At 68.8% G+C, this 22443-nt stretch carries 20 protein-coding genes; 11 read left to right on the top strand and 9 right to left on the bottom strand.

Features of this window, described 5'->3' with window-relative positions; translation table 11 throughout:
* Positions 1-22: 22 nt before the first annotated feature.
* The 4 genes from AC1DR7_RS05575 to AC1DR7_RS05590 are packed head-to-tail and all read right to left on the bottom strand — an operon-like array spanning position 23 to position 3825.
* Positions 23-2107: a phospholipase D family protein gene (locus AC1DR7_RS05575; protein WP_457318020.1), complete on the bottom strand. Its 2085-nt coding sequence runs from the start codon at positions 2105-2107 to the stop codon at positions 23-25.
* Positions 2104-2694 (bottom strand): YceI family protein, encoded by a 591-nt coding sequence (locus AC1DR7_RS05580; protein ID WP_256776760.1) that lies wholly within the window; start codon positions 2692-2694, stop codon positions 2104-2106. The genes AC1DR7_RS05575 and AC1DR7_RS05580 overlap by 4 nt, the downstream gene beginning before the upstream one ends.
* Positions 2695-2698: 4 nt before the next feature.
* Complete coding sequence (locus AC1DR7_RS05585; RefSeq protein WP_256776759.1) at positions 2699-3175, bottom strand: SixA phosphatase family protein; 477 nt, start codon at positions 3173-3175, stop codon at positions 2699-2701.
* Positions 3176-3192: 17 nt separating this feature from the next.
* Positions 3193-3825 carry a nucleotide-binding protein gene (locus AC1DR7_RS05590; protein ID WP_457318021.1) on the bottom strand — a complete coding sequence of 211 codons (633 nt, stop codon included), beginning with the start codon at positions 3823-3825 and terminating at the stop codon, positions 3193-3195.
* Between the two features lie 130 nt (positions 3826-3955).
* Here AC1DR7_RS05590 and AC1DR7_RS05595 point away from each other — a divergent pair, with 130 nt between their 5' ends.
* A complete protein-coding gene (locus AC1DR7_RS05595) occupies positions 3956-5440 on the top strand; it encodes an AAA family ATPase (RefSeq protein ID WP_478051125.1) in 1485 nt (494 codons plus the stop codon).
* 231 nt (positions 5441-5671) lie between these two features.
* On the opposite strand, the gene AC1DR7_RS05600 is transcribed toward AC1DR7_RS05595, so the two are convergent.
* The 3 genes from AC1DR7_RS05600 to AC1DR7_RS05610 all read right to left on the bottom strand — a co-directional run bounded on the left by AC1DR7_RS05600 (position 5672) and on the right by AC1DR7_RS05610 (position 8134).
* On the bottom strand, positions 5672-6586 hold the full coding sequence (locus AC1DR7_RS05600) for an AEC family transporter (RefSeq protein WP_457318023.1): 915 nt from the start codon (positions 6584-6586) through the stop codon (positions 5672-5674).
* A 115-nt stretch (positions 6587-6701) separates the two neighbouring features.
* Positions 6702-7352 carry a tetratricopeptide repeat protein gene (locus tag AC1DR7_RS05605; RefSeq protein WP_457318024.1) on the bottom strand — a complete coding sequence of 217 codons (651 nt, stop codon included), beginning with the start codon at positions 7350-7352 and terminating at the stop codon, positions 6702-6704.
* 161 nt (positions 7353-7513) lie between these two features.
* Complete coding sequence (locus tag AC1DR7_RS05610) at positions 7514-8134, bottom strand: DUF938 domain-containing protein (protein WP_457318025.1); 621 nt, start codon at positions 8132-8134, stop codon at positions 7514-7516.
* Between the two features lie 143 nt (positions 8135-8277).
* On the opposite strand from AC1DR7_RS05610, the gene AC1DR7_RS05615 reads away from it, so the two are divergent.
* The 9 genes from AC1DR7_RS05615 (at position 8278) to AC1DR7_RS05655 (ending at position 20699) form a co-directional block, all read left to right on the top strand.
* Positions 8278-9906, top strand: coding sequence for a TldD/PmbA family protein (locus AC1DR7_RS05615; RefSeq protein WP_457318026.1), 1629 nt, complete (start codon positions 8278-8280; stop codon positions 9904-9906).
* A 57-nt stretch (positions 9907-9963) separates the two neighbouring features.
* Positions 9964-11598 carry a TldD/PmbA family protein gene (locus tag AC1DR7_RS05620; RefSeq protein WP_457318027.1) on the top strand — a complete coding sequence of 545 codons (1635 nt, stop codon included), beginning with the start codon at positions 9964-9966 and terminating at the stop codon, positions 11596-11598.
* Positions 11599-11618: 20 nt separating this feature from the next.
* On the top strand, positions 11619-12953 hold the full coding sequence (locus tag AC1DR7_RS05625; RefSeq protein ID WP_457318028.1) for a TldD/PmbA family protein: 1335 nt from the start codon (positions 11619-11621) through the stop codon (positions 12951-12953).
* 7 nt (positions 12954-12960) lie between these two features.
* Complete coding sequence (locus AC1DR7_RS05630; protein WP_457318029.1) at positions 12961-13662, top strand: DUF4159 domain-containing protein; 702 nt, start codon at positions 12961-12963, stop codon at positions 13660-13662.
* Between the two features lie 63 nt (positions 13663-13725).
* Positions 13726-14709, top strand: a complete 984-nt coding sequence (locus AC1DR7_RS05635) for an AAA family ATPase (protein WP_457318030.1) — start codon at positions 13726-13728, stop codon at positions 14707-14709.
* Positions 14710-14711: 2 nt separating this feature from the next.
* Entirely contained in the window at positions 14712-15608 is an 897-nt protein-coding gene (locus AC1DR7_RS05640) for a DUF58 domain-containing protein (RefSeq protein WP_457318031.1), read from the top strand.
* The gene (locus AC1DR7_RS05645; RefSeq protein ID WP_457318032.1) at positions 15605-16732 is read left to right on the top strand and encodes a BatA domain-containing protein; all 1128 of its coding nucleotides are present in this window, start codon (positions 15605-15607) and stop codon (positions 16730-16732) included. The genes AC1DR7_RS05640 and AC1DR7_RS05645 overlap by 4 nt, the downstream gene beginning before the upstream one ends.
* Positions 16729-18867: a hypothetical protein gene (locus AC1DR7_RS05650; RefSeq protein WP_457318033.1), complete on the top strand. Its 2139-nt coding sequence runs from the start codon at positions 16729-16731 to the stop codon at positions 18865-18867. Before AC1DR7_RS05645 ends, AC1DR7_RS05650 begins: the two co-directional genes overlap by 4 nt.
* Positions 18864-20699, top strand: coding sequence for a hypothetical protein (locus tag AC1DR7_RS05655; RefSeq protein WP_457318034.1), 1836 nt, complete (start codon positions 18864-18866; stop codon positions 20697-20699). The genes AC1DR7_RS05650 and AC1DR7_RS05655 overlap by 4 nt, the downstream gene beginning before the upstream one ends.
* 21 nt (positions 20700-20720) lie before the next feature.
* On the opposite strand, the gene AC1DR7_RS05660 is transcribed toward AC1DR7_RS05655, so the two are convergent.
* Positions 20721-21197 (bottom strand): hypothetical protein, encoded by a 477-nt coding sequence (locus AC1DR7_RS05660; RefSeq protein WP_457318035.1) that lies wholly within the window; start codon positions 21195-21197, stop codon positions 20721-20723.
* 86 nt (positions 21198-21283) lie between these two features.
* The gene (locus AC1DR7_RS05665; RefSeq protein WP_457318036.1) at positions 21284-21970 is read right to left on the bottom strand and encodes a hypothetical protein; all 687 of its coding nucleotides are present in this window, start codon (positions 21968-21970) and stop codon (positions 21284-21286) included.
* 98 nt (positions 21971-22068) lie between these two features.
* Here AC1DR7_RS05665 and AC1DR7_RS05670 point away from each other — a divergent pair, with 98 nt between their 5' ends.
* Positions 22069-22368, top strand: coding sequence for a hypothetical protein (locus AC1DR7_RS05670; RefSeq protein ID WP_457318037.1), 300 nt, complete (start codon positions 22069-22071; stop codon positions 22366-22368).
* The last annotated feature ends 75 nt before the right edge of the window (positions 22369-22443 follow it).

Here is a 22443-nt window from a genome sequence, read left to right on the forward strand (position 1 = left end):
GCGTCTCCGTGCGACGAGAAAATTACAGGATGGGCACCAGGCCGGCGCCGAAGGCGGTCAGCATGCGCACCAGCAGCCACTTCGGGCCGACGTTGACCTCGGGGAAGTCACCGACCGAGACGTAGCAGGTGTGGAAATCCTTGTCCTGGCGACGCAGCGGTTCGGGACAGTTCGGACCGGGCTGGAATTCGTAATCGGTGGCGTAGCGCCACGGCCAGAAATCCAGCACCGGCAGGGCTTCGGACGCCTTGCCGACGCTGTAGTTCAGGCCCGACAGCACCGGCGGCTTGATCCGCGGCGCGACCGTCCACGAGTTCTGCGGGTGGATGTCGCGCAGGATGCTCTGGGCCAGGGCCTCGGCGAACACCGGGTCGTCGATGATCACCGCGCCTTCGGTGTTGTAGTTCTCGCTGCGCGGGTCGAAGTTGTGCGTGCCGATCACGCCGATGCGGCGGTCCACCACCATCGACTTGGCATGCAGGCCCATGCGCGCGCCGGTACGGGTGACCGGTAGCGGCTTGTTGACCGCCTTGGTGCCCAGGAACGAGGGCCGGGTTTCGGCACGCAGTACGCGACGTTCGACCACGCTGCCGTCGGTGCGGCGGCGCGCGGCCGGTCCAGGCGTGGGCTGGCGCCGGACCGGGTCGGCCGCGGCAGCGGTGCCCGGAGCAGTGCCGAGGTCCACCGGGGGGCTGGCATCGGCACTGCGGCGGTTGCCGCTGCCGGCGTTGCCGCGCGCGTTGCTGCCGGCGGCACTGCCCCCGATCAGGCTACTGCGCTTGCCGTCCGAGGCGGGCGCCTCGCCCAGCGGGGCCGGCAGCAGGTTGCGGTAATCGACCGGGGCATCCAGCGGGAACGGCTTGAACTCGTAAAGGTTGAAGCCCAGCTCGCGCATGTTGCGGCGTTTGTACTTGTAGGACAGCGCGTAGACGATCGGGTTGTCGGTGGCCGCCAGGCTGTTGGTGGAGACCACGATGCGCGGCGGCTGTTCGCGCTTGCGCAGGTCGCGGAACAGCTTGCGCGCCGGCTTGGACAGCACCAGGTAGGGCGTCTGCAGCAGCACTTCGGTCTGCGCGCTGGCGATCAGCGCATCCAACTGCGGCTCGGTGACGTGCTGGCCGTTGGTCGGTTGGTTGGGGCGTTCGCGGCGATGCTTGCGCGGCAGATCGGCGACATAGCGCACCGAGGCCACCGCCAGGGCGGTATCCACGAACGCACGGCTGACGTAGCCCGGGTCGTTGGCCTCGTCGCTGACCCGCTGCAGCCGCTGCGGATTGCGGTAGTCGGGCACCGGCATCTGCGGCGCGCCGGTCTTGAGCAGGGCGGCGCCGACATCGTTGAGGCGTTCGGCCGGGACACTGCGCGGGGCGCGCCAGAACGCGTCGAAGTTGGTCGCCATCTCGCGCACTTCCGGCCCGGCCACCAGCACGTCGCGGTCGCGGAAGTTGTATTCGCTGTCCCAGTCGTAATAGTCGTCCTGGTAGTTGCGTCCACCGACCACGCCGAGCGCATCGTCGATCACCAGCAGCTTGTTGTGCATGCGCTGGTTGAAGCGGCGGAAGCAGCACAGCACGCTGGCGGCGTAGTCGACGTAGTTCAGCCGCGCCTTGCCGAAGGTCGGGTTGTAGACGCGCAGTTCGAAATTCTGGTGGCTGCTGGCCAGCGCACCGAGGATCTGCAGGTCGGAGATCGCCGAGAGCTGGTCGATCAGCACCCGTACCTTGACCCCGCGCCGGGCGGCGGCCAGCAGTTCGTCCAGCACCAGCCGGGCGCTGTCGTCCTTGTCGAAGATATAGGTCTGCAGGTCGATGCTGCGGGTGGCGCTGCGGATCAGGTTGAGCCGGGCGACCAGCGACACCTCGCCTTCGTCGATGATGGTGGCGTAGTGGCGCGGCGCCGCCTCGGTGGACTCGGCAAATGCCTTGCCGCCGAGCGCGCGCAGGGGTGAATCCAGGGCGCAACGGTCCGGCGCGGTGCAGTCGACCACGCTCGAACGCGCCTGCACGGCGATGCCGGCGGCGCGCTCGCGCTCGGCGTTGGACAGCGACGCACAGCCGCTCCCCAGCAACAGCGTTGCCAGCAGTACCACCCGCAGCCATGGATTCACGGTTTCGGCGCCTCGCTCAGACGCGCACGCAATACAAAGGTCACTCGATCACTCAATGCTAGTTGCCAGCTGTCCATTCCATACCGGCCACGCTGCACGGTACCGCGGCTGACCACGTCGCAATCATACCCGGCCCGCGGGCAGGCCGCCGGTTCCACCCGCAGCGTCTCGGGGTGGCTGACCCCCCGCAGGATCAACCGGCCCTGCACCCCGCCGCCCTTGTCCACCACCTCGGGCCAGTAAGGGACGGAGTCGAATTCGACCACCGGGTAGCGCGCCGAGTCGAAGAACTCCTCCCCGCGCATCCAGCCGGTGTAGCGGTCCTTGCCGGGAATCTCCACGTAGCGGGTGAACATCCGCAGGTGCACCTGGTGGCGCCCATCGGGCAGCACCTCGATACGCCCCTCGAAACGCGGGAACTCCCCTTCGATGCGTTGCCCCAGCCGGGTGCGGATCTCGAAGCCGAAGCGCGAGCGCGCGGTATCGAACGCCAGCACCTGGCGGGGCGCTTCGGCCGGCGGTTCGGCGCAGGCCACGTCGGCTGCCAGTGCCAGCAGGCAGCCCAGCAGCGCGCGCACTACCGTCATGGGGTCACGGCCACCAGAAGGCGGTCAGGGTGCCCACGCCGGGCTCGATGCGGGCCTCACGGTCGAAGGCCAGTACCGCGATGCCACCGGGCGGCATGCCGCGGTAGTCGCTGCTGGTGCCTTCGCTCATCAGCGCTACCAACCGTTCCAGGCCGGGGTTGTGACCGACCACCAGCAGGCGCTCGACATCGCGACGTTCATCGATCAGGCCGGCCAGGGTGCCGGGGGTGGCGTCGTAAACGGCGTCTTCAAGGCGCTTTTCGACGAAGCCGGTAATGCCCAGGACCGCTTCGAGGGTTTCGCGGGTCCGCCGCGAGGGCGAGCACAGCACGCAATCGGGCAGCAGGTTGTTTTCCTTCAGCCAGCGGCCGGCCGCTTCGGCTTCGGCCAGGCCGATGGGCGACAACGGGCGGTCAAGGTCGGCCTGGCCGGTACCGGCGGCTTCGGCGTGGGCGTGGCGCAGCAGGATCAGTTCTCGCATAAAGGCTCTCTTCCGGATCAGGCTTTCTTCAGCCACTTCAACAGTGGCTCCCAGTCACTCTGGTGCTCGCGCACCTGCGCGGAGCGGTAATCGAACAGGCTGCGTCCCAGCCCGACCATCACCACGTAACTCTGGCTGTCGCGCAGCTGGGCGACAACCTCGTAAGGCCATTCGGCCAGCATCTGCATGGCTTGCTGGGAGGTCTGGGTCCACGGCTTGGTGCGGTTGAGCACCAGCCCCACCGGCAGCGCGCGGCGGTGCACGCGCGGCACTTTGGACAGACTGTTGAGAAAGCCGACGATGGCTTCGATGTCCAGCGCGGAGGGCAGCACCGGGACCACGACGGCATCGGCAACATCGAGGAAGTGGCCCAGATCGTCGGCCAATGCACCTGCGGGGGCGTCGATGACGACCTGGTCGGTGCCGTCGGGGATCAGCTTTTCCCAGTTTTTCTTGCGGTACACGTCGATCGGCAGCACGGCGCTTTCGAGCATCGAGCGGCGCTGCGCCCAGCGGGTGCTGGAGCCTTGCGGATCGGCGTCGGCCAGTACGGTCCGTTTGCCGTCCAGGGCGGCATGCGCCGCCAGGTGGGTAGCGACGGTGGTTTTGCCCACCCCACCCTTGGAACCGGCTACCAGGATCGTCTTCATGCCAGCCTCGCTTCCGGGGAACGTCGTCGCAGCGTACACCGCCCTCCGTGACGGAGATAGTCGCACTGCTGAACCCCTGCGTGGCCCGGCGCTTTGCTATCGTGCGCGATCCAAAGGATTGCAAGCCGGCATGAGCGAGTTACAGGACCTGAGCGCACTCATCCGCGCCAACACCCCGCTGATCATCATCGAGACCCAGGACGAGGGTCGCATCGTGGAGCTGTTCCGGCAGACCCTGATGCATGTCTGGCGTGCCCTGCACCGCTGGTCGATCACCGAGGGCCTGCGCCGCATCGACATGGACCGCGAGGACGACCCGGTCGGCCCGCCCGATGCCAGCTCGGCCCTGCAGATGATCCGCCAGGCCGAACAGCGCGGCATCTACCTGCTGCTGGATTTCCATCCCTACCTGGGCTACGCCAGCCACCAGCGCGCGCTGCGCGACCTGATCCAGCGCCGCCACTGCCAGGCCCACGTGCTGGTGCTGATCGGGGCCAAGGTCGAACTGCCGGCCGAGCTGGAGGCGTTGGCAACCCGCTTCAACCCGCGCCTGCCCGACCTCAACGCGCTGCTGAAGATGCTGCGCGAGGAGGCCGAGGCCTATGCCCGCGAGAACGGCGGGCGCCGGGTGGAAGTGGACAACGAGGCCGTCAAGAAGATCCTGCACAACCTGCGCGGCCTGAGCATGGTGGACGCGCGGCGGATCGCGCGGCAGCTGATCTTCGCCGACGGCGCGCTCAGCCAGGACGACCTGCCGCAGCTGGCCCGGCTCAAGTTCGAGCTGCTCAACCGCGCCGGCCACCTGCATTACGAGTACGACACCACCCGCTTTGCCGACGTGGCCGGGGCCAACCGGCTCAAACGCTGGGTCAACCAGCGCCGCCCGATCTTCCTCGGCGGCCAGGGCCCGGCCGGGCTGGATCCGCCCAAGGGCATGCTGTTGCTGGGGGTGCAGGGCTGCGGCAAGTCGATGCTGGCCAAGGCCACCGCCGCCGGCTTCGGGGTGCCGTTGCTGCGCCTGGACTTCGGCAGCCTGTATGACAAGTACCACGGCGAGACCGAGAAGAATCTGCGCGAGGCACTGGCCTCGGCCGAACAGCTGGCGCCCTGCGTGCTGTGGATCGACGAGATTGAAAAGGGCCTGGCCAGTGGCGGCGAGGACGGGGGCGTGTCGCGCCGCGTGCTCGGCCACCTGCTGACCTGGCTGGCCGAGCGCAAGAGCACGGTGTTCATCGTGGCCACCGCCAACCAGGTGCACGAGCTGCCGGCCGAACTGCTGCGCAAGGGTCGCTTCGACGAGATTTTCTTCATCGACCTGCCCGACGCCAATACCCGGGTGGAACTGCTGCGCCTGCACCTGGGCCGGCGCCAGCTCAATGCCGACGATTTCGCGCTGCCGGCGCTGGCTGCGGCCAGCGATGGGTTCTCGGGTGCGGAGATCGAACAGGCGGTGGTCGCCGGGCTGTATGCCGCCCATGCGGAAACGCGCGTACTCGATACCGAGCTGCTGATGCAGGAGATCCGCGGCAGCCGTCCGTTGTCGGTACTGATGGCCGAGCAGGTCACCGCGCTGCGCGAATGGGCACGCGGCCGCACGGTCAGCGCAGACGAGTAACGCCGATCACCGGCACGTAGAGCCGACCGTTGGTCGGCTGCTTCGTGGGTCGGCGGTGTCGTGGGTCGGCGCTGTCGGTGGCCTTGGGTGGAGCAGCCGACCAACGGTCGGCTCTACCGGGTTTTGTGCGGTGTCGGTGGCCTTGGGTGGAGCAGCCGAGCAACGGTCGGCTCTACCGGGTTTTGTGCGGTGTCGGTGGCCCTGGGTGGAGCAGCCGAGCAACGGTCGGCTCTACCCGGGGTGCTGCAGCAGCCACGCCCAGGCTGGCAGCGTCACCAGCGCGAACACGATGCCGTAGCCGACCATCGCCGCGGCCAGGCGCGGGGCCAGCTGGTGCGAGATCGCCAGGGCGGCGGCAGTGATCATGGTCGGCATCGCCGATTCCAGTACGTTGACCTGCAGCATCGTGCCGTGCAGGCCGAACAGCCAGGCCAGCGGCACCGCCAACGCCGGCATCACCAGCAGCTTGAGCAGCAGCCCGATGCCCAGTGGCGTGAGTTCGCTGCGCGACAGCCGCAACCGGATCGACAGCCCCACCGCGAGCATCACCAGCGGCAGCATCGCATCGGCCAACTGCTTCAGCGCGGTGCCGATCCAACCCGGCGGCTGCGCGGGCATCAGCACCAGCGCGAACAGCAGGGCCCACAGCGGCGGGAACGTCGCGATGCGTGCCAGCACCTGGGCTGCGCTCGGCGGGGTATCGCCGCTGTAGCGGGCGATCACGTACAAGCCGAACGTGGACAGCAGCACGAACGTGCCGAACTGGTCATAGACCACCGCGTACGGCAGGGCCGCATCGCCCAGCAGCGCGCGCACCATCGGATAGCCGATGAAGCTGGAGTTGGCCAGGGTCACGCAGATCAGCAACACGGCGTGCACGTCGCGGGCGAATCCGCACAGGCGCGTAGCCAGCGACACCAGCGCCCAGCTGGCCAGCATCAGCAGCCAGGGCGTGGCCATCAGCCCGACCAGGCTCACGTCCAGATGCAGGCGTGGCACGTAGGTGAGCACCGCCGCCGGCAGGCACACGTAGAGCACCACGCGGTTGAGGACCTCGGCACTGTTGTCGGGCAGCGTGCGCAGGCGCGCGAACAGCATGCCCAGGCCGAGCATGCTGAGGATCAGGGCGAATGCATCGAAGGCCATTGCGGCAGCCTAGCCGATGCGCACGCGGCGACGGCCTCGACCTTGGTCGAAGCCGAAGCTCATCGCGCCGCTTGCCACCGACAGCGACCGCACGAGGCGGCCGCCCCCGATCGGATCAGGGCCAGGCCGGCGGTTGCGCCGCCCAGGCCTGCTGCACCTCGGCCAGGGTCTTGCGCTCGCTATCGCGCCAGCTCGGCAGCAGCGTGGCGTAGTTGGCCGTACTGCTCCATTGCTGCGGCTCGGTGCGGACCGCCGCGGCATACCAGCGCACCGCCTCGTCCTTGCGGCCGAGGGTCCACAGCGCCAGCGCGTAGGTGGCCGGCACCCACGCGGCATTGCCGCGCAGGCCACCCTGGGCACTGCTCCACTGGGCCAGTGCCGCGTCGACCTCACCCAGCCGGAACAGGTCCCAGCCGTAGTTCCAGCGCACCGTGCGTCCGGCCGCGGTGGTGGCCGTGGTGCTGCCGATGGCCTCGGCATACAGGCTGCGGCCCAGCTCCGGGCGCCCCTGCGCGAACGCCACGCCCGCCAGCTGTACGGTGGCGTCGAGCGTCCTGCGCCCGCGCTCGCGCTGCTTCATGAGCTGGTCGACCAGATCACTGCTGTCGGCAGGCACCACCACCGCCGGAACGGCGGCGGCATCCTGGTCGAAATAGAACTCCTGCACTGCCGGCAGCGATTGCGCCGCCACCCCGAACGCGGCCAACGCCGCCGTCAATCCAGCCGCCAGCATCACGCCGGCCAGCCTGTGTCTTGCCACTGCCATGCAAACTCCCCCGGGTTGTCACAACAACCTCCCGGCCCCGATCCTACCCTCAGCGTGCGTCCCGGCGCGAGTGCCCGTTGGCCATTTCGACGCCACCGTTGCCAACCGCGACGTTCCGGGCGTGCCTGCAGCAGGCGTGCCCGCCGACTTTCCCGGCCTGATCAGCCCCGCCGCCACACCCGCAGCCGGTTGTTGGCGGGCATGGCCACGTCCTCGATCAGCTGCAGGCCCTGCGCGGCCGCGAGCGCGTCCACCGCCTCCGCATCGCGGATACCTGAATCGGGATCGCGCGCCTTCAACCACCCATCGAACTGGCGGTTGCTGTCGCTGCTGAACTCGCCGTGGTAATTGAACGGCCCGTAGATGAACAACAGCGCGTCGTCCGCCATCACCGCCGGCAACCCGGCGAACAACGCCTGCACGTGCGCCCAGCTCATGATGTGCAGGGTATTGGCACTGAACACCGCATCGAAGGCGGGCGCGGCATCGGGCAGCGGTGCCAGGCCGGGCTGCGGCGCCAGCACCGCCTGCAACGGCCACGGTGCCGGCGCATTGGGCAGCGCGGCGGTGGCCAGGCGCTCGGCGATGCCGGGCACATGCTCCGGATGGTCGCTGGCCTGCCAGTGCAGGTGCGGCAGCGCCGCCGCGAAATACGCGGCGTGCTGGCCGGTGCCACTGCCGATCTCAAGCACCGCGTGGCGGTCATGCAGGTGCCGCTGCAGCACCGTCAGGATCGGGTCGCGGTTGCGTTCGCAGGCTTCGGACCACCGCTGCTGGCTCATGGAAGGCTCAAGATGAATTCGACAGCGTGCATCCAACCATGACCGGAGTCACTTGTGCCACTCCCGGTAGCCACCGAAAGTCAAAGACTTGTCCACTGTCGCCGGCGACCTGCCGCCGACCGTACCCCGGGGAATCGCAAGCTGTGCAACGCCGTGAGTTTCTGACGCTGTCTGGCATGGGCCTGGCTGGCCTGATGCTGCCGCACTCCCGCCTGATCGCCGCCGAGCAGCTGCTCGAGCCTGGCAACGTGGGCCGCAACAAGGCGCTGGCCGAGGCCGCGCTGGCCGCGGCCAGGCGTGCCGGTGCCAGTTACTGCGACGTGCGCATCGGCCGGTATCTCAACCAGGCGGTGATCACCCGCGAAGCGCAGGTGCAGAACATCACCAACAGCGAGTCCTCGGGTATTGGCATCCGGGTGATCGTCAACGGGGCCTGGGGTTTTGCCGCGACCCACCAGCAGACCCCGGCCGCGGTGCTGGCCACGGTCGAGCAGGCCGCCGCCATCGCCCGGGCCAACGCGCGCATCCAGACCCGTCCGGTGCAGCTGGCGCCGGTGCAGGGGGTCGGCGAGGTGAGCTGGAAGACGCCCATCCGCAAGAACGCCATGGCCGTGCCGATCCAGGACAAGGTCGACCTGCTGCTGGGCTTGAATGCCGCCGCGCTCAACGCGGGCGCCAATTTCATCAACTCCACCCTGTTCCTGGTCAACGAGCAGAAGTACTTCGCCTCCAGCGATGGCTCCTTCATCGACCAGGACGTGCACCGGATCTGGCTGCCGTTCACCGCCACCGCGATCGACAAGGCCAGTGGCAAGTTCCGCACCCGCGCCGGGCTGTCCTCGCCGATGGGCATGGGCTACGAATTCCTCGATGGCGATGCCAGCGGCAAGATCGCACTTCCCGGCGGCATCACCGCTTACCGCGACTCCTATGACCCGGTCGAAGACGCCATCGCCGCTGCACGGCACGCGCGCGAGAAGCTCAAGGCACCGTCGGTGAAGCCGGGCAAGTACGACCTGGTGCTGGATCCGTCCAACCTGTTCCTGACCATCCACGAGAATGTCGGCCATCCGCTGGAACTGGACCGCGTGCTCGGCTACGAAGCCAACTACGCCGGCACCAGCTTCGCCACGCTGGACAAGCGCGACGCCGGCTTCCGCTGGGGCAGCGAGCGGGTCAACTTCTTCGCCGACAAGACTGCCCCCGGCAGCCTGGGTGCGGTGGGCTACGACGATGAAGGGGTCAAGACCAGGCGCTGGGACCTGGTCAAGGACGGCATCCTGGTGAACTACCAGGCCACCCGCGACGAGGTGCACCTGCTGGGCGAGACCGAATCGCACGGCTGCAGCTACGCCGACTCGTGGTCCAGCGTGCAGTTCCAGCGCATGGCCAATGTGTCGCTGGCCCCGGGCAAGGCGCCGCTGAGCGTGGCCGAGATGATCAAAGACGTGGAGAACGGTATCTACATCCACGGCCGCGGCTCGTACTCGATCGACCAGCAGCGCTTCAACGCGCAGTTCGGCGGCCAGCTGTACTACCAGATCAAGAACGGTGAGATCACCGGCATGGTCGAGGATGCCGCTTACCAGATCCGCACGCCGGAGTTCTGGAATGCCTGCAGCGCGATCTGCGATGCGCGCGACTTCCGTTTCGGTGGTTCGTTCTTCGACGGCAAGGGCCAGCCGGGCCAGGTCTCGGCCGTGTCGCACGGTTCGTCCACCACCCGTTTCAATGGCATCAACATCATCAACACCGCGCGCAGTCTGGGATGAACCTGTCCCGCACCGTCGCCGTTTCCCCGCCCCCCCACACCAACGTGGAGAGCTGCCTTGCAAAGACGTGACTTCCTTGCCCTGACCGGGCTTACCGCAGGCGGCCTGATCGTGCCGTCGTTCTTCGGCAAGGTGATTGCCGCCGAACAGCTGCACAGCACCCTGGACCTGGGGCTGAAGAAGCGCCTGGCCGATGCGGCGCTGGCCGCCGCCCGCCAGGCCGGCGCCACTTACTGCGACGTGCGCATCGGGCGCTACCTGCGCCAGTTCGTGATCACCCGCGAGGACAAGGTGCAGAACGTGGTCAACACCGAATCCACCGGTGTGGGCATCCGCGTGATCGTCAACGGCGCCTGGGGCTTTGCCGCCACCAACCAGCTGGGCACCGCCGATGTGGCCCGTGCCGCCCAGCAGGCTGCGGCGATCGCCAAGGCCAACGCCGGCGTGCAGACCGCGCCGGTACAGCTGGCCGCCGCGCCGGGCGTGGGGGAAGTGAGCTGGAAGACACCGATCCGCAAGAACGCCATGGACGTGCCGATCAAGGAAAAGGTAGACCTGCTGCTGGACGTCAACGCCGCCGCGTTGGCCGCCGGGGCCAGCTTCGTCAATTCGATGCTGTTCCTGGTCAACGAACAGAAGTACTTCGCCTCCACCGATGGCTCCTACATCGACCAGGACGTGCACCGCATCTGGGCACCGATGACGATCACCGCCATCGACAAGGCCAGCGGCAAGTTCCGGACCCGCGAAGGCCTGTCCTCGCCGATGGGCATGGGCTACGAGTACCTGGACGGCGCCGCGGCCGGCAAGGTGCTCACGCCCAACGGCGTGGTCAACTACAGTTCCTCCTACGACATGAAGGAAGATGCGATCGCCGCGGCCAAACAGGCGCAGGAGAAGCTGAAGGCACCGTCGGTGAAGCCAGGCAAGTACGACCTGATCCTGGACCCGTCGCACACCTGGCTGACCATCCACGAATCGATCGGCCATCCGCTGGAACTGGACCGCGTGCTCGGCTACGAAGCCAACTACGCCGGCACCAGCTTCGCCACCCTGGACAAGCGCGAACAGCACTTCCAGTACGGCAGCGACAAGGTCAACATCTTCGCCGACAAGACCCAGCCGGGCAGCCTCGGCGCGGTGGCCTACGACGATGAAGGCGTCAAGACCAAGCGCTGGGACCTGATCAGCGAAGGCAAGCTGGTGGACTACCAGACCATCCGCGACCAGGCCCATATCCTCGGCAAGACCGCCTCCGATGGCTGCTGCTATGCCGACTCCTGGTCCAGCGTGCAGTTCCAGCGCATGGCCAATGTCTCCATGGCGCCGGGCAAGACTCCGCTGAGCGTGGCTGACATGGTCAAGGATGTCGAAAACGGCATCTACATCATCGGCGACGGCTCGTTCTCGATCGACCAGCAGCGCTACAACGCGCAGTTCGGTGGCCAGCTGTTCTACGAGATCAAGAACGGCAAGATCACCCGCATGCTCGAAGACGTGGCGTACCAGATCCGCACGCCCGAGTTCTGGAACGCCTGCAGTGCCGTGGCCGATGAACGCGACTACCGCCTGGGCGGCTCGTTCTTCGACGGCAAGGGCCAGCCGGGCCAGGTCTCGGCGGTCTCGCATGGTTCGTCCACCGCGCGCTTCAACGGCATCAACGTCATCAACACCGCGCGCAGCCTCGGCTGAGCGGTCAGGAGCCCCAATCCATGAGTATCTTCACCGAAGCCCAGGCCAAGGCCATCCTCGACAAGGTCATCGCGCTGTCCAAGGCCGATGAGTGCACCGCCGTGCTGGCCGGCGCGATCGACGGCAACATCCGTTTCGCGCTCAACAACGTCTCCACCAGCGGCATCGTGGACAACACCGAACTGGCCGTCACCGTCGCCTTCGGCAAGCGCGTGGGCACCGCCTCGATCAACGAGTTCGACGACGCCGCGCTGGAACGCGTGGTGCGCCGTGCCGAAGACCTGGCCCGCCTGGCCCCGGAAAACCCGGAGTTCATGCCGGCCATCGGCAAGCAGACCTATACGCCCAGCCCGACCTTCAGCGCGTCCACCGCGGCCATCGATCCGGCGTTCCGGGCCAAGGTCGCCGCCGACTCGATCGCCCCGTGCCGGGGCCACGGCCTGATCGCCGCCGGTTTCCTGGAAGACGGCCAGGGCTTCCAGGCCACGGCCAACAGCAACGGCAACTTTGGCTACCAGCGCACCACCAACTTCGACTACACCTGCACCGTGCGTACCGAAGACGGTCGTGGCTCGGGCTGGGTGGGCCGCAACCTCCAGGATGCCGCCGACTTCAAGGCCGAGCAGGACATCCAGATCGCGATGCGCAAGGCCACCGAATCGCAGGAAGCCAAGGCGCTGGAGCCGGGCAAGTACACGGTGATCCTGGAACCGGCCGCGGCCGCCGGCCTGATCAGCTTCATGATGAACTTCTTCAGCGCCCGCTCGGCCGACGAAGGCCGCAGCTTCCTGTCCAAGAAGGGCGGCGGCAACAAGCTCGGCGAGCAGGTCTACGACCCGCGCGTGAACATGCATGCCGATCCCTGGCACCCTGAAGCCGCGGTCCTGCCGTGGGACAACGAAGGGATGCCGCGTACCAAGCTGCCGATCATCGAGAACGGTAAGATCGCCAACCTGGAGTACTCGCGCTTCTGGGCGCAGAAACAGGGCAAGACCGCCAATGCCGGTCCGGGCAACCTGCTGATGAGCGGCGGCGACAAGAGCACCGCCGAGCTGGTCCGTGGCACCCAGAAGGGCATTCTGGTCACCCGCACCTGGTACATCCGCATGGTCGATCCGCAGACCGTGCTGCTCACCGGCCTCACCCGCGATGGCACCTTCTACATCGAGAACGGCCAGATCAAGTACCCGGTGAAGAATTTCCGCTTCAACGAGTCGCCGGTGATCATGCTCAACAACATCGAAGAACTGGGCAAGCCGGTGCGCGTGGCCGGTGACGAGTCGAACTTTGTGATGATGATTCCGCCGATGAAGCTGCGCGATTTCACCTTCACCTCGCTCTCCGACGCGGTCTGATGCACGGATGAACCGCGCGCAGTTCCTGCGCCTGATGCTGGGCAGCGCCGCACTCGCGGCGTTGCCCTCACTGGCGCGCGCCCAGGCCGGTCGCTACGACTTCTGGTTCACCCGCCTCAAGTACGACTCCGGCGACTGGGACGTGGATGCGCGCATGCCGTCCAACGTGATCACCTCGCTGATCGATTACACCTCCCTGCGCGTGGACCCGACTGAGCACGTCATCGCCCTGTCCGACCCGCGCATGCTGGAGGCGCCGTTCTGCTACCTGGCCGGGCACAAGCTGGTGGAGTTCAACGCCGCCGAGCGGCAGAACTTCGTGCGCTACGTGCGCAACGGCGGCTTTGTGCTGGTCGATGACTGCAACCATGACATCGACGGGCTGTTCGCCACGTCCTTTGAAGCGCAGATGGCCAAGCTGTTCGGCCCGGCCGCGTTGAAGAAGCTGCCCAACAGCCATGCGCTGTACCGCAGTTTTTTCCGCTTCCCCGAGGGCCCGCCGGCCACCGGTTTCGAACTCAATGGCTGGGGCGACGACCTGGTCCATGACTACCTCAAGGGCATCGAGGTCGATGGTCGCCTGGGCGTGCTTTACAGCAACAAGGATTACGGCTGTGAGTGGGACTACGACTGGCGCAACAAGCGCTTCCTGGCCGAAGACAACACCCGCTTTGCGGTCAACATCGTGATGTATGCGTTGAACAGTTAGGTTTCTTCCTGCATTTTCAGCCACGCATGGCGTGGCCTTATGACGATTTTCTGCGAGTGCCTTATGACGACCGACAGCCTTGATGCCCTTCTTCCCAAACTGCAGCAGCTGCGCGCCGCGTTGGGCCAGGCCGTGGTCGGCCAGCACGCGGTGGTGGAACAACTGCTGATCGGGCTGCTGGCCGGTGGCCACTGCCTGCTCGAAGGCGCGCCGGGGCTGGGCAAGACGCTGCTGGTGCGCTCGCTGGGCCAGGCGCTGGAGCTGCAGTTCCGGCGTGTGCAGTTCACCCCGGACCTGATGCCCAGCGACATCCTCGGCACCGAGCTGCTGGAAGAAGACCATGGCACCGGACATCGCCATTTCCGCTTCCAGCAGGGGCCGATCTTTACCCACCTGCTGCTGGCCGACGAACTCAACCGCACCCCGCCCAAGACCCAGGCCGCACTGCTCGAGGCGATGCAGGAGCGCACGGTCAGCTATGCGGGCACCACCTACACCCTGCCGGCGCCGTTCTTCGTGCTGGCCACGCAGAACCCGATCGAACAGGCCGGCACCTACCCGCTGCCCGAGGCGCAGCTGGATCGGTTCCTGCTGCACGTGCGGGTGGATTACCCGACCGAGCAGGAAGAGCGCGACATCCTGTTGCAGACCACCGGCAGCGCCAGTGGCACGGTGCCCAAGGTGATGGATGCCGAGGACGTGCTGGCCCTGCAGGCGGCGGTACGCCAGGTACATGTGAGCGAGGACGTGCTCACCTGGATTACCCGGCTGGTGCGCGCCAGCCGACCGGGCCCGGTCGCACCGGAGGCGGTCAACCAGTGGATCAAATGGGGCGCCGGTCCCCGCGCCGGGCAATCGCTGGTGCTGGCGGCCAAGGCCCGCGCGCTGCTGCAGGGCCGCTTCGCCGCGACCCGCGAGGACGTGCAGGCGCTGGTGGCGCCAGTGATGCGCCATCGCCTGCTGCTGTCCTTCGCCGCCGAAGCCGAGCAGAAGGGCGCCGACGATGTGATCGCCGCATTGCTGCAGGCCGTGCCGTTCCCGGCCTGAGCATGACCCCGCACGCCCCGATCGCCCTCCCCGCCGATGTGCGCAGCCGCCTGAAGGCGCTGCGTCTGCTGCCGCGGCGTGCACGCGGTGCGCATGGCATCGGCCAACACGCCAGCCGCAGCCGCGGCGCCGGCCTGGAGTTCGCGCAGTACCGCGCCTACGAACCGGGCGACGAGCTGCGCCAGATCGACTGGAAGCTGTATGCACGTTCGGACCGCTTCTTCGTGCGCGAGTCCGAGCGCGAAAGCCCGATCACCAGTTGGGTGCTGATCGATGCCACTGCGTCGGCCGCGCAGCGTGATCGCGCGCGGCCGCCGTGGTCGCGCCTGGACCAGGCCTGCGCCACCGCCGCCTGCGTGGTCGAACTGGCGCTGCAGCAGGGCGATCGTTTCGGGGTGATCGCGGTCAACGGGCTCGGCGTGCAGCTGGTGCCGGCCGGCAGCGGCCCGCGCCAGCGCGACCGCGTGCACCTGATGCTGCGCCAGTTGCAGGCGCAGGGCGGCTGGCCGGCGGTCGACACGCTGCGCCCGGTCTGGGAGCGCGTGCAGGCCGGTGACCTGCTGGTGGCACTCGGCGATGGCTTCGACGAGGCCGGCATCGTGCTGCTGGAACGCCTGGCGGCCGCCCGCCGCGAGGTGCTGCAGATTCAGCTGCTCAGTGCCGACGAACGCGATTTTCCGTTCACCGACGGCCACCGCTTCCGCGATCCGGAGACCGGTGAGGAGCTGCTCGGCGATGGACGGGTGATCCGCGCCGACTACCTGGCGCGCTTCGGCCAGGCACAGCACGCGCTACAGGCGCGGCTGCATGCCAGTGGCATCGCGCACGCCGTGGGCTACATGGACCAGCCGCTGGATGCACCGCTGCGGCTGCTGTTCGGCCCGGGCAGCGGCGCATGAACCTGGCGCTGCTGTTCCCGCTGGGTCTGCTGGCATTGGCCGCGTGGCTGGTGCCGCTACTGGTGCATCTGGCCCGCCGTCATCACTACGCGCCGTTGGATTTCGCCGCGCTGCGCTGGCTGCGCGCCAAGGTACGGCCGCGCCAGCGCATCCGTTTCGACGAATGGCCGCTGCTGCTGGTGCGCCTGCTGTTGCTGGCCGCGCTGGCCCTGCTGCTGGCGCGACCGGTCCTGCAGGGCAGCGCGCCCGATACCCACGCGGTGATCGCCGTGGCACCCGGCCTGGATGCCGCGGCGCTGCGCGCGCAGCAGCCGGAGGCGGACTGGCGCTGGCTGTCGCCCGGTTTTGCATCGACAGATACGCCGGCACCAAGCGCCACGCAGCCACTGTCCAGCCTGCTTCGCGAACTGGACCAGCAGCTGCCGGCCGGTGCACCGCTGACCGTCTACGTCCCGGACCGGATGCCCGGCGCGGATGCGCAGCGCCCGCGCCTGTCGCGCCCGGTGCAGTGGCGCCCCATCGCACGCACAGTGCCGGCCGCGCCAGACGCAACCAGCAGTGCGCCGCGACTGCGCCTCGGCGGAGAGGCCGATGCACCGGCCCAGCGCGTCCTCAACGCGGTCCAGCGGGCGTGGTCCGGCCAACCCTTGGCTGCCGCCACGGACGCAGCGCCGGTGCAGGGCGAGATCGGCGTGTGGTTGTCCGCCGCGCCGCTGCCGCCTACGTGGCAGGCATGGCTGGACGGTGGCGGCACGCTGCTGGTCACGCAGCCCGTAACGCGCGCGGCTGCCGAAACGGTGGTGCTGCGCGACGCGCAGGGGCAGGCGGCCATCAGCGAGCGCCGCGTCGGCAACGGTCGCCTCCTGCGCTTCCATGCTGCGATGACTCCTTCGACACTGCCGATCCTCGAAGATCCGGCTTTTCCGCAACAGCTGCTAGCCCTTGCACGACCACCCGCCGCACCGCAGTGGGTGGCCGCCGCCGCGCATGCACCGTTGACCGGAGCCCACGCACCCGCGCCGCAACCGCTGGACCTCGCGCCGTGGCTGCTCGGGCTGATCGTGCTGCTGTTCGCGCTGGAACGCTGGCTGGCGACGTCGCCACGTCGCGGGGTGCCGGCATGAGCCCCCTGCTGCAGCGCAGCTGGCAGCGCGCGCGGCGGCGCCAGTGGTGGGCCACGCTGCTGCTCGCGCTGCCACTGGCGCTTGCCGCCACCGCGCTTACCTTGCGCGTGGGCGGCTTCGATAGCGCCACGGTAGTGCTGCTGATCAGCCTGCTGGCCAGCGTGGCGTTGTCCACCTGGCGCAGTCGCCAGCTGGACCGGCACTGGCTTGTGCGCCAGCTCGACACCCATCGCATCGTCCAGGACAGCGCCGACCTGCTGTTTGCCGATGCGGCCACGCTCAACCCGTTGCAGCAGCGCCAGCAGGCGCGGGTAACGGCCGCGCTGCAGGCATCCATTCCCGAGCTGCGGCCGCGCTGGCCACGGCGCTGGATGGCGGTGTCGTGGTTGCTGGGACTGGTGGTGATCGCACTGGTGCTGGGCTGGCCGCGCAGTGTCGGCGGCAACGTGATGCCGTCCCTGTCATCGCCGCCCGCCGCTACCGCTGCACTGCCGCCGCGCCTGCAATCCACGCGCCTGGCGATCACAGCCCCGGCCTACACCGGCCAGCCGGCCCGCGTGCAGACCACGCTGGACGCCAAGGTCGCGCAGGGCAGTGGGCTGCAGTGGTCGCTGCGCTTTTCCGCGCAGCCCACGCAGGTCGCCCTGCAGTTCCACGATGGCCGACGCATGGCGCTGGTGCGCACCGGCGAGGAATGGACCGGCACCTGGAACGCGGACCGCGCCGCGCTGTACCGCGTGGTCACCGAACCGGCGCTGCGCGAACAACGCCTTTACCGTCTGGATGTGCTGCCCGATCGGCCACCGAACGTGCGCGTGATCGTCCCGGACCGCACGCTGGTGCTGGGCACGCCGGGACAGCGCCAGTGGGCCCTGCAGTTCGAGGCCAGCGATGACTACGGTGTCGCCGCCGATGCCCAGCTGAAGATCACCCTGGCCCAGGGCAGCGGCGAGAACATCACCTTCCGCGAGCAGACGCTGACGTTGTCCGGCAGCGGTGCACCGGCACTGCGCCGCTTCGCACGCACGCTGGACCTGGCCGCGCTCGGCGCGGCGCCGGGCAATGATGTGATCGCGCAGTTGCAGGTGCGCGACAACCACGCCCCCACGCCGCAGGCTGCGCAGAGCACCAGCCTGATCCTGCGCCTGCCCAGTGCCGAGCAGGTGCAGGGCGCCGAACTGGAGGGCATGGTCAAGAAGACCCTGCCGGCGTACTTCCGCAGCCAGCGCCAGATCATCATCGACGCCGAAGCGCTGATCAAACGGCGCCGGCAGTTGCCGCCGGAAGAATTCACCCGGCGCGCCGATGCGATCGGCGTGGACCAGCGCATCCTGCGCCTGCGCTATGGCCAGTTCCTGGGCGAGGAGAGCGAGGGCGGCGCGAAGCCACCGCCCACCAGCGATGCGCTGCCGACCAGCGACACACCGCCCGATCACGATCACGACGACGACAAGGCCGGTGGCGACGCGCATGACCACGGCAGCGCGCAGACCGGCAGCCCACCGGTATTCGGCAGCGCCACCGACGTGCTGTCCGAGTACGGCCACACCCATGATCACGCCGAAGCCGCCACCCTGCTCGACCCACAGACGCGCGCCACGCTGAAGGCCGCGCTGGACCAGATGTGGTCCTCCGAAGGCGAGCTGCGCCAGGGCCGTCCGGAGGCCGCGCTGCCCTATGCCAACAAAGCGCTGGCCTTCATCAAGCAGGTCCAGCAGGCCGAGCGCATCTACCTGGCGCGGGTCGGCCCGGAACTGCCACCGATCGACGAAGGCCGACGCATGAGCGGCAACCGCGCCGACCTCGCCAGCCGCACGCTGCCGATCCGCGCACTGGACGCACCGGATACCGCCATCGTGGCGGTATGGCAGCAACTGGGCGCGACCGAGACCGTGCCCGATCTGGATGCGCTGACCCGATGGCTGCGCCGCAATGAAACGCGCCTGACCGACCCGCTCAGCCTGGCGGCGGCGATCGAAGAACTGCGCATCGCCCCGGACTGCAGCGCGTGTCGGCAGACCCTGCGTGCGCAGCTGTGGCGCGCATTGCTGCGTCCATCACCGCAGGTGCCGCGGCGCGCCGCACCCGATCGGATGGGGCAGTCGTACCTGGATGCCCTGGAGGGCGCGCGATGATCGAGTCACGCTGGATCGCATTGGCGCTGCTGGCCATCGCGCTGATCGGCAGCGCGCGCCTGCTCTGGCAGCAGCGGCGCGGACCGCGTCGCAGCGCCCCGCACCTGGCCGCGCTGCTGGCACTGCAGATCGCCGTCAGTGGGCTGCTGTACTTCACCCTGGTACCGCCGCTTACGCAGGCGCGCGCCGATCGTCTGACCGTGCTGACCCACGGTGCGGAGGAGGTGCAGTGGTCAGCTGCCAGCGGCGACACCATTGTCGCCCTGCCGGAGGCCGCGCAGTCCACCGCGACCGCCGTCCCCGACCTCGGCACCGCGCTGCGCCTGCATCCAGGCACGCAGTCGCTGCGCGTGATCGGCGATGGCCTGCCGGCGCGCGACCGCGACATCACCCTGCCCGGGCAGGTGCACCTGCTGCAGCCGGCGCCACCGCGCGGCTGGCGTGCCTTGCAGGCGCCACCCATCACCGCGCCGGGCAGCGTGTTCCAACTGCATGCACGCGCGCAGGGCGTTGCCGGTGCCAGCGCCGAGCTGCTCGACCCGGCCGGGGTCGTGGTTGATCGCGGCACGCTCGGCAGCGACGGCAGCATCGCCCTGGAGGGTGTGGCGCGGGCCGGCGGCCGCAGCACCTTCAGCCTGCGACTGCTCGATGCCAGCCGCCACGTAGTGGACAACGTGCCGGTGCCCCTGCAGACGCTCGACCAACCCGCGCCGCGCGTGCTGATCCTCGCCGGCGCACCAGGCCCGGAACTGAAATACCTGCGCCGCTGGGCGGCCGATACCGGGCTGGACGTGCAGGCCCAGGCCAGCGCCGGCGGCGGCGTCTCGCTCGGCGATGCCCCCGTGGCACTCACCGCCACGCGGCTGGCGGCCACCGACGTGCTGATCCTCGACGAACGCAGCCTCCTCACCCTCGGTGTCGCCCAGCGCAGCACCGTGCAGCAGGCGCTGCGCGAGGGCCTGGGCGTGCTGGTGCGCACCGGCGGGCCGCTCGGTGACGGCGCACGCCGGGTATTACGCGGATGGGGCCTGCCCGTTACCGGCAACACCCCGGGCACACCGTTGCAGCTGGCCGCCGATCCGGATGCCGCGCTGCTTCAGGCGCGTCGCGGCCCGCAACGTCCGGCGACGCAGGCAACGACCTACATCGATGAGGCCGATGCGGCCTCGCACAGTGCCGCGGTACCGGTGCTGGAGCAGTTCCCACTGCGCGCCACCGACGCCACCGCCCTGCTGCGCGACGACAAGGGCCAACCGGTCGGCGGCTGGCGCAGCGTGGGCAAGGGCCGCCTGGCGCTGCTGCCGGTCAGCGACAGCTACCGGCTGGTACTGGCTGGCCGCGATGATCGCCATGCCGAATTGTGGAGTGGTGTACTGGCCAGCGTGGCGCGACCGCTGCCGAATGCGGTGCAGGTGCGTATCGATGCGCCCACGCCGTGGGCGGGCGAACGTGTGGTGCTGTGCAATGTGGCCGCCGAAACGCAGGTGCGCAGTCCGGCCGGCATCGCGGTGCCGCTGCGTGTCGATCCGGCCACCGGCGCCGGGCACTGCGCCGGCTACTGGCCGCAGCAGGCCGGCTGGCACCAGCTGCAACAGGGCGACCTCGCGCAGGCGTTCTACGTGTTCGATCCCGCCAGCGCGCCGGCGCTGTACCGCCAGCAGCAACGCGATGCGAATGCGCTGCTGGTGCGCGATGCGGTGGGCAGTGCGGCATCGGGCACCGTGAACGCCCCCGGCCCGCGCTGGCCCTGGCTGCTGGCGTTCGTGCTGGTGGCCGGGCTGCTGTGGTGGCTGGAGCGCTGGCGACCGCGTAGGGTCCCGCCTGCCCCCTGATTTGCCTGGCCCGCGAACCGGCTATCGCCCCGCAGGCACCACGCAGTCGTCCTGCCGCGCACAGAATTCCTGCGCGCGACGCTGCTGCTCGGCACTCAACTCCGGTGGCGGGCGGGCCACGGCGGACTGGATCTGGTCCGGGCCGCCGGTGAGTTTGTGCAGCCCCTGCGCGGCCTTTCCCAACCCGTAGTTGATGCCCATCATCAGGTAGCCGCCGCTCATGCTGACCTGCTCGGGGGAGGGCGGTTCGCTCCAGGAGCGGCTGAAACGGTTGGACTCCAGCTTCACCGGGCTCTTGTAGCGGTACAGGTCCAGCGGCTGATCATCCTCGGGCTTGAGCGCGCGCACTTCGCCCAGCGTGGTGACCTGCGCCGGCGCCTCCGTCGGCGGCGGCATGGCCGGCTCCGGCGGCGATTCCACCTGCTGTGCGTGCACCCCGCCGGCGACCAGCAGGCCGGCCAGTACTACTGCTTGATATCCACTCAGTGCCACCGCCATGTCCCTGCCCGTTGCGTGCTGCGGCCAAGCATACGGAGGCAGGCGTCAGATTTCGTAGAGGCGCTGGAGCTGCGGTTCAGCTGCGCTCAACGGCGGCCCTTGTCGCGGCGGTAGACCCCGTTGAAGCGCACGTTCATGCCGCCGCACGCGCTGTTGTCGGTCACGATCAGGTAGTCGCCCAGCCAGCGCGCCTGCAGGGTGCACGATGCGTCGTCCTTGTCGACGGCCTCCAGCACTGTGCCGACCGGGCGTGCCACGGCGTCGATCTGGCCCAGGTTGGGCCCGTAGGGGCGCTGCGCGGTCGGCTTGGCCGACGGCCAGAATGCTTCACCGGTGAGCACGAGCTGGTCGTCCCGCACCACCAGATCCAGCGTGTTGTCGCCGTCGTGCCACTGCCCGGCCCAGTCGCGCAGCGTCGGTGCGGCGCGCGCGGGCACGGGCTGCAGGCGCCGCACATCGACCCAGCCGGCGCTGCCGCCAACATGGTTGGGGAAGAAGCCGCAGCGATAACTGCCCAGCGTGCGCCCGGTGATCAGCGTATCGCCGCCGACCACGTAGCTGCGCTGGCGGCAGGCGGGCTCGCCCTTGGCCGGGCAACCGTCGAGGTCGCCGAGCAGGTACAACCGCGTGTCACCGCTCACCGTGGCCAGGGCGAAGTCGCTCTGCTGGGCAGGGAAGGCCCCGTTGCGGCAGGTGCCGTCAGCGGCGGCGTCGAGCGCCAGCGCGGTCCCGGGCAGGGTGGACAGGGCAATAAGAAAAAGCAGACGCGTCATGCGCGGGCAGGCTCCGATGGAAGGGGGGGCAGGCAGCGCGATGCCGTTCGAGCGCGTGCCGCCGGTGCCTATACTGCGACTTTCCAGGAGAATCGCCCATGTCGCGTGTCGTAGTGATGGTCGCCATGGCGCTGGTGTCCAGCGCGTCGGTGTTGCACAGCCGTGCCGCGTGGGCGGTGTCCGGCCCCAGCAATCTCAGCAGCAGCCGTTACCCGGCGCCGCGCTGCGAGCCGCCGCGCAAACCTTCGGGCAATACGCCGTCGGACCAGAGCCGCTACCAGCGCGAGGTCAAGGAACACTTCCGCTGCGTGGAGAAATACGTCGACGCCGGGCAGAACGACATCAAGCGCATCCAGGAATCCATCGACGCGGCGGTGAAGGGCGCCAAGCGCTACTGATCCGCCGGCGGCGGCGCTGAATCATTCACCCGCCGCCGCTGCGGTGTCTCAAACATTGAGACCGGTCTGTGATTC

This window comes from Stenotrophomonas sp. P5_A9 (genome assembly GCF_056400525.1).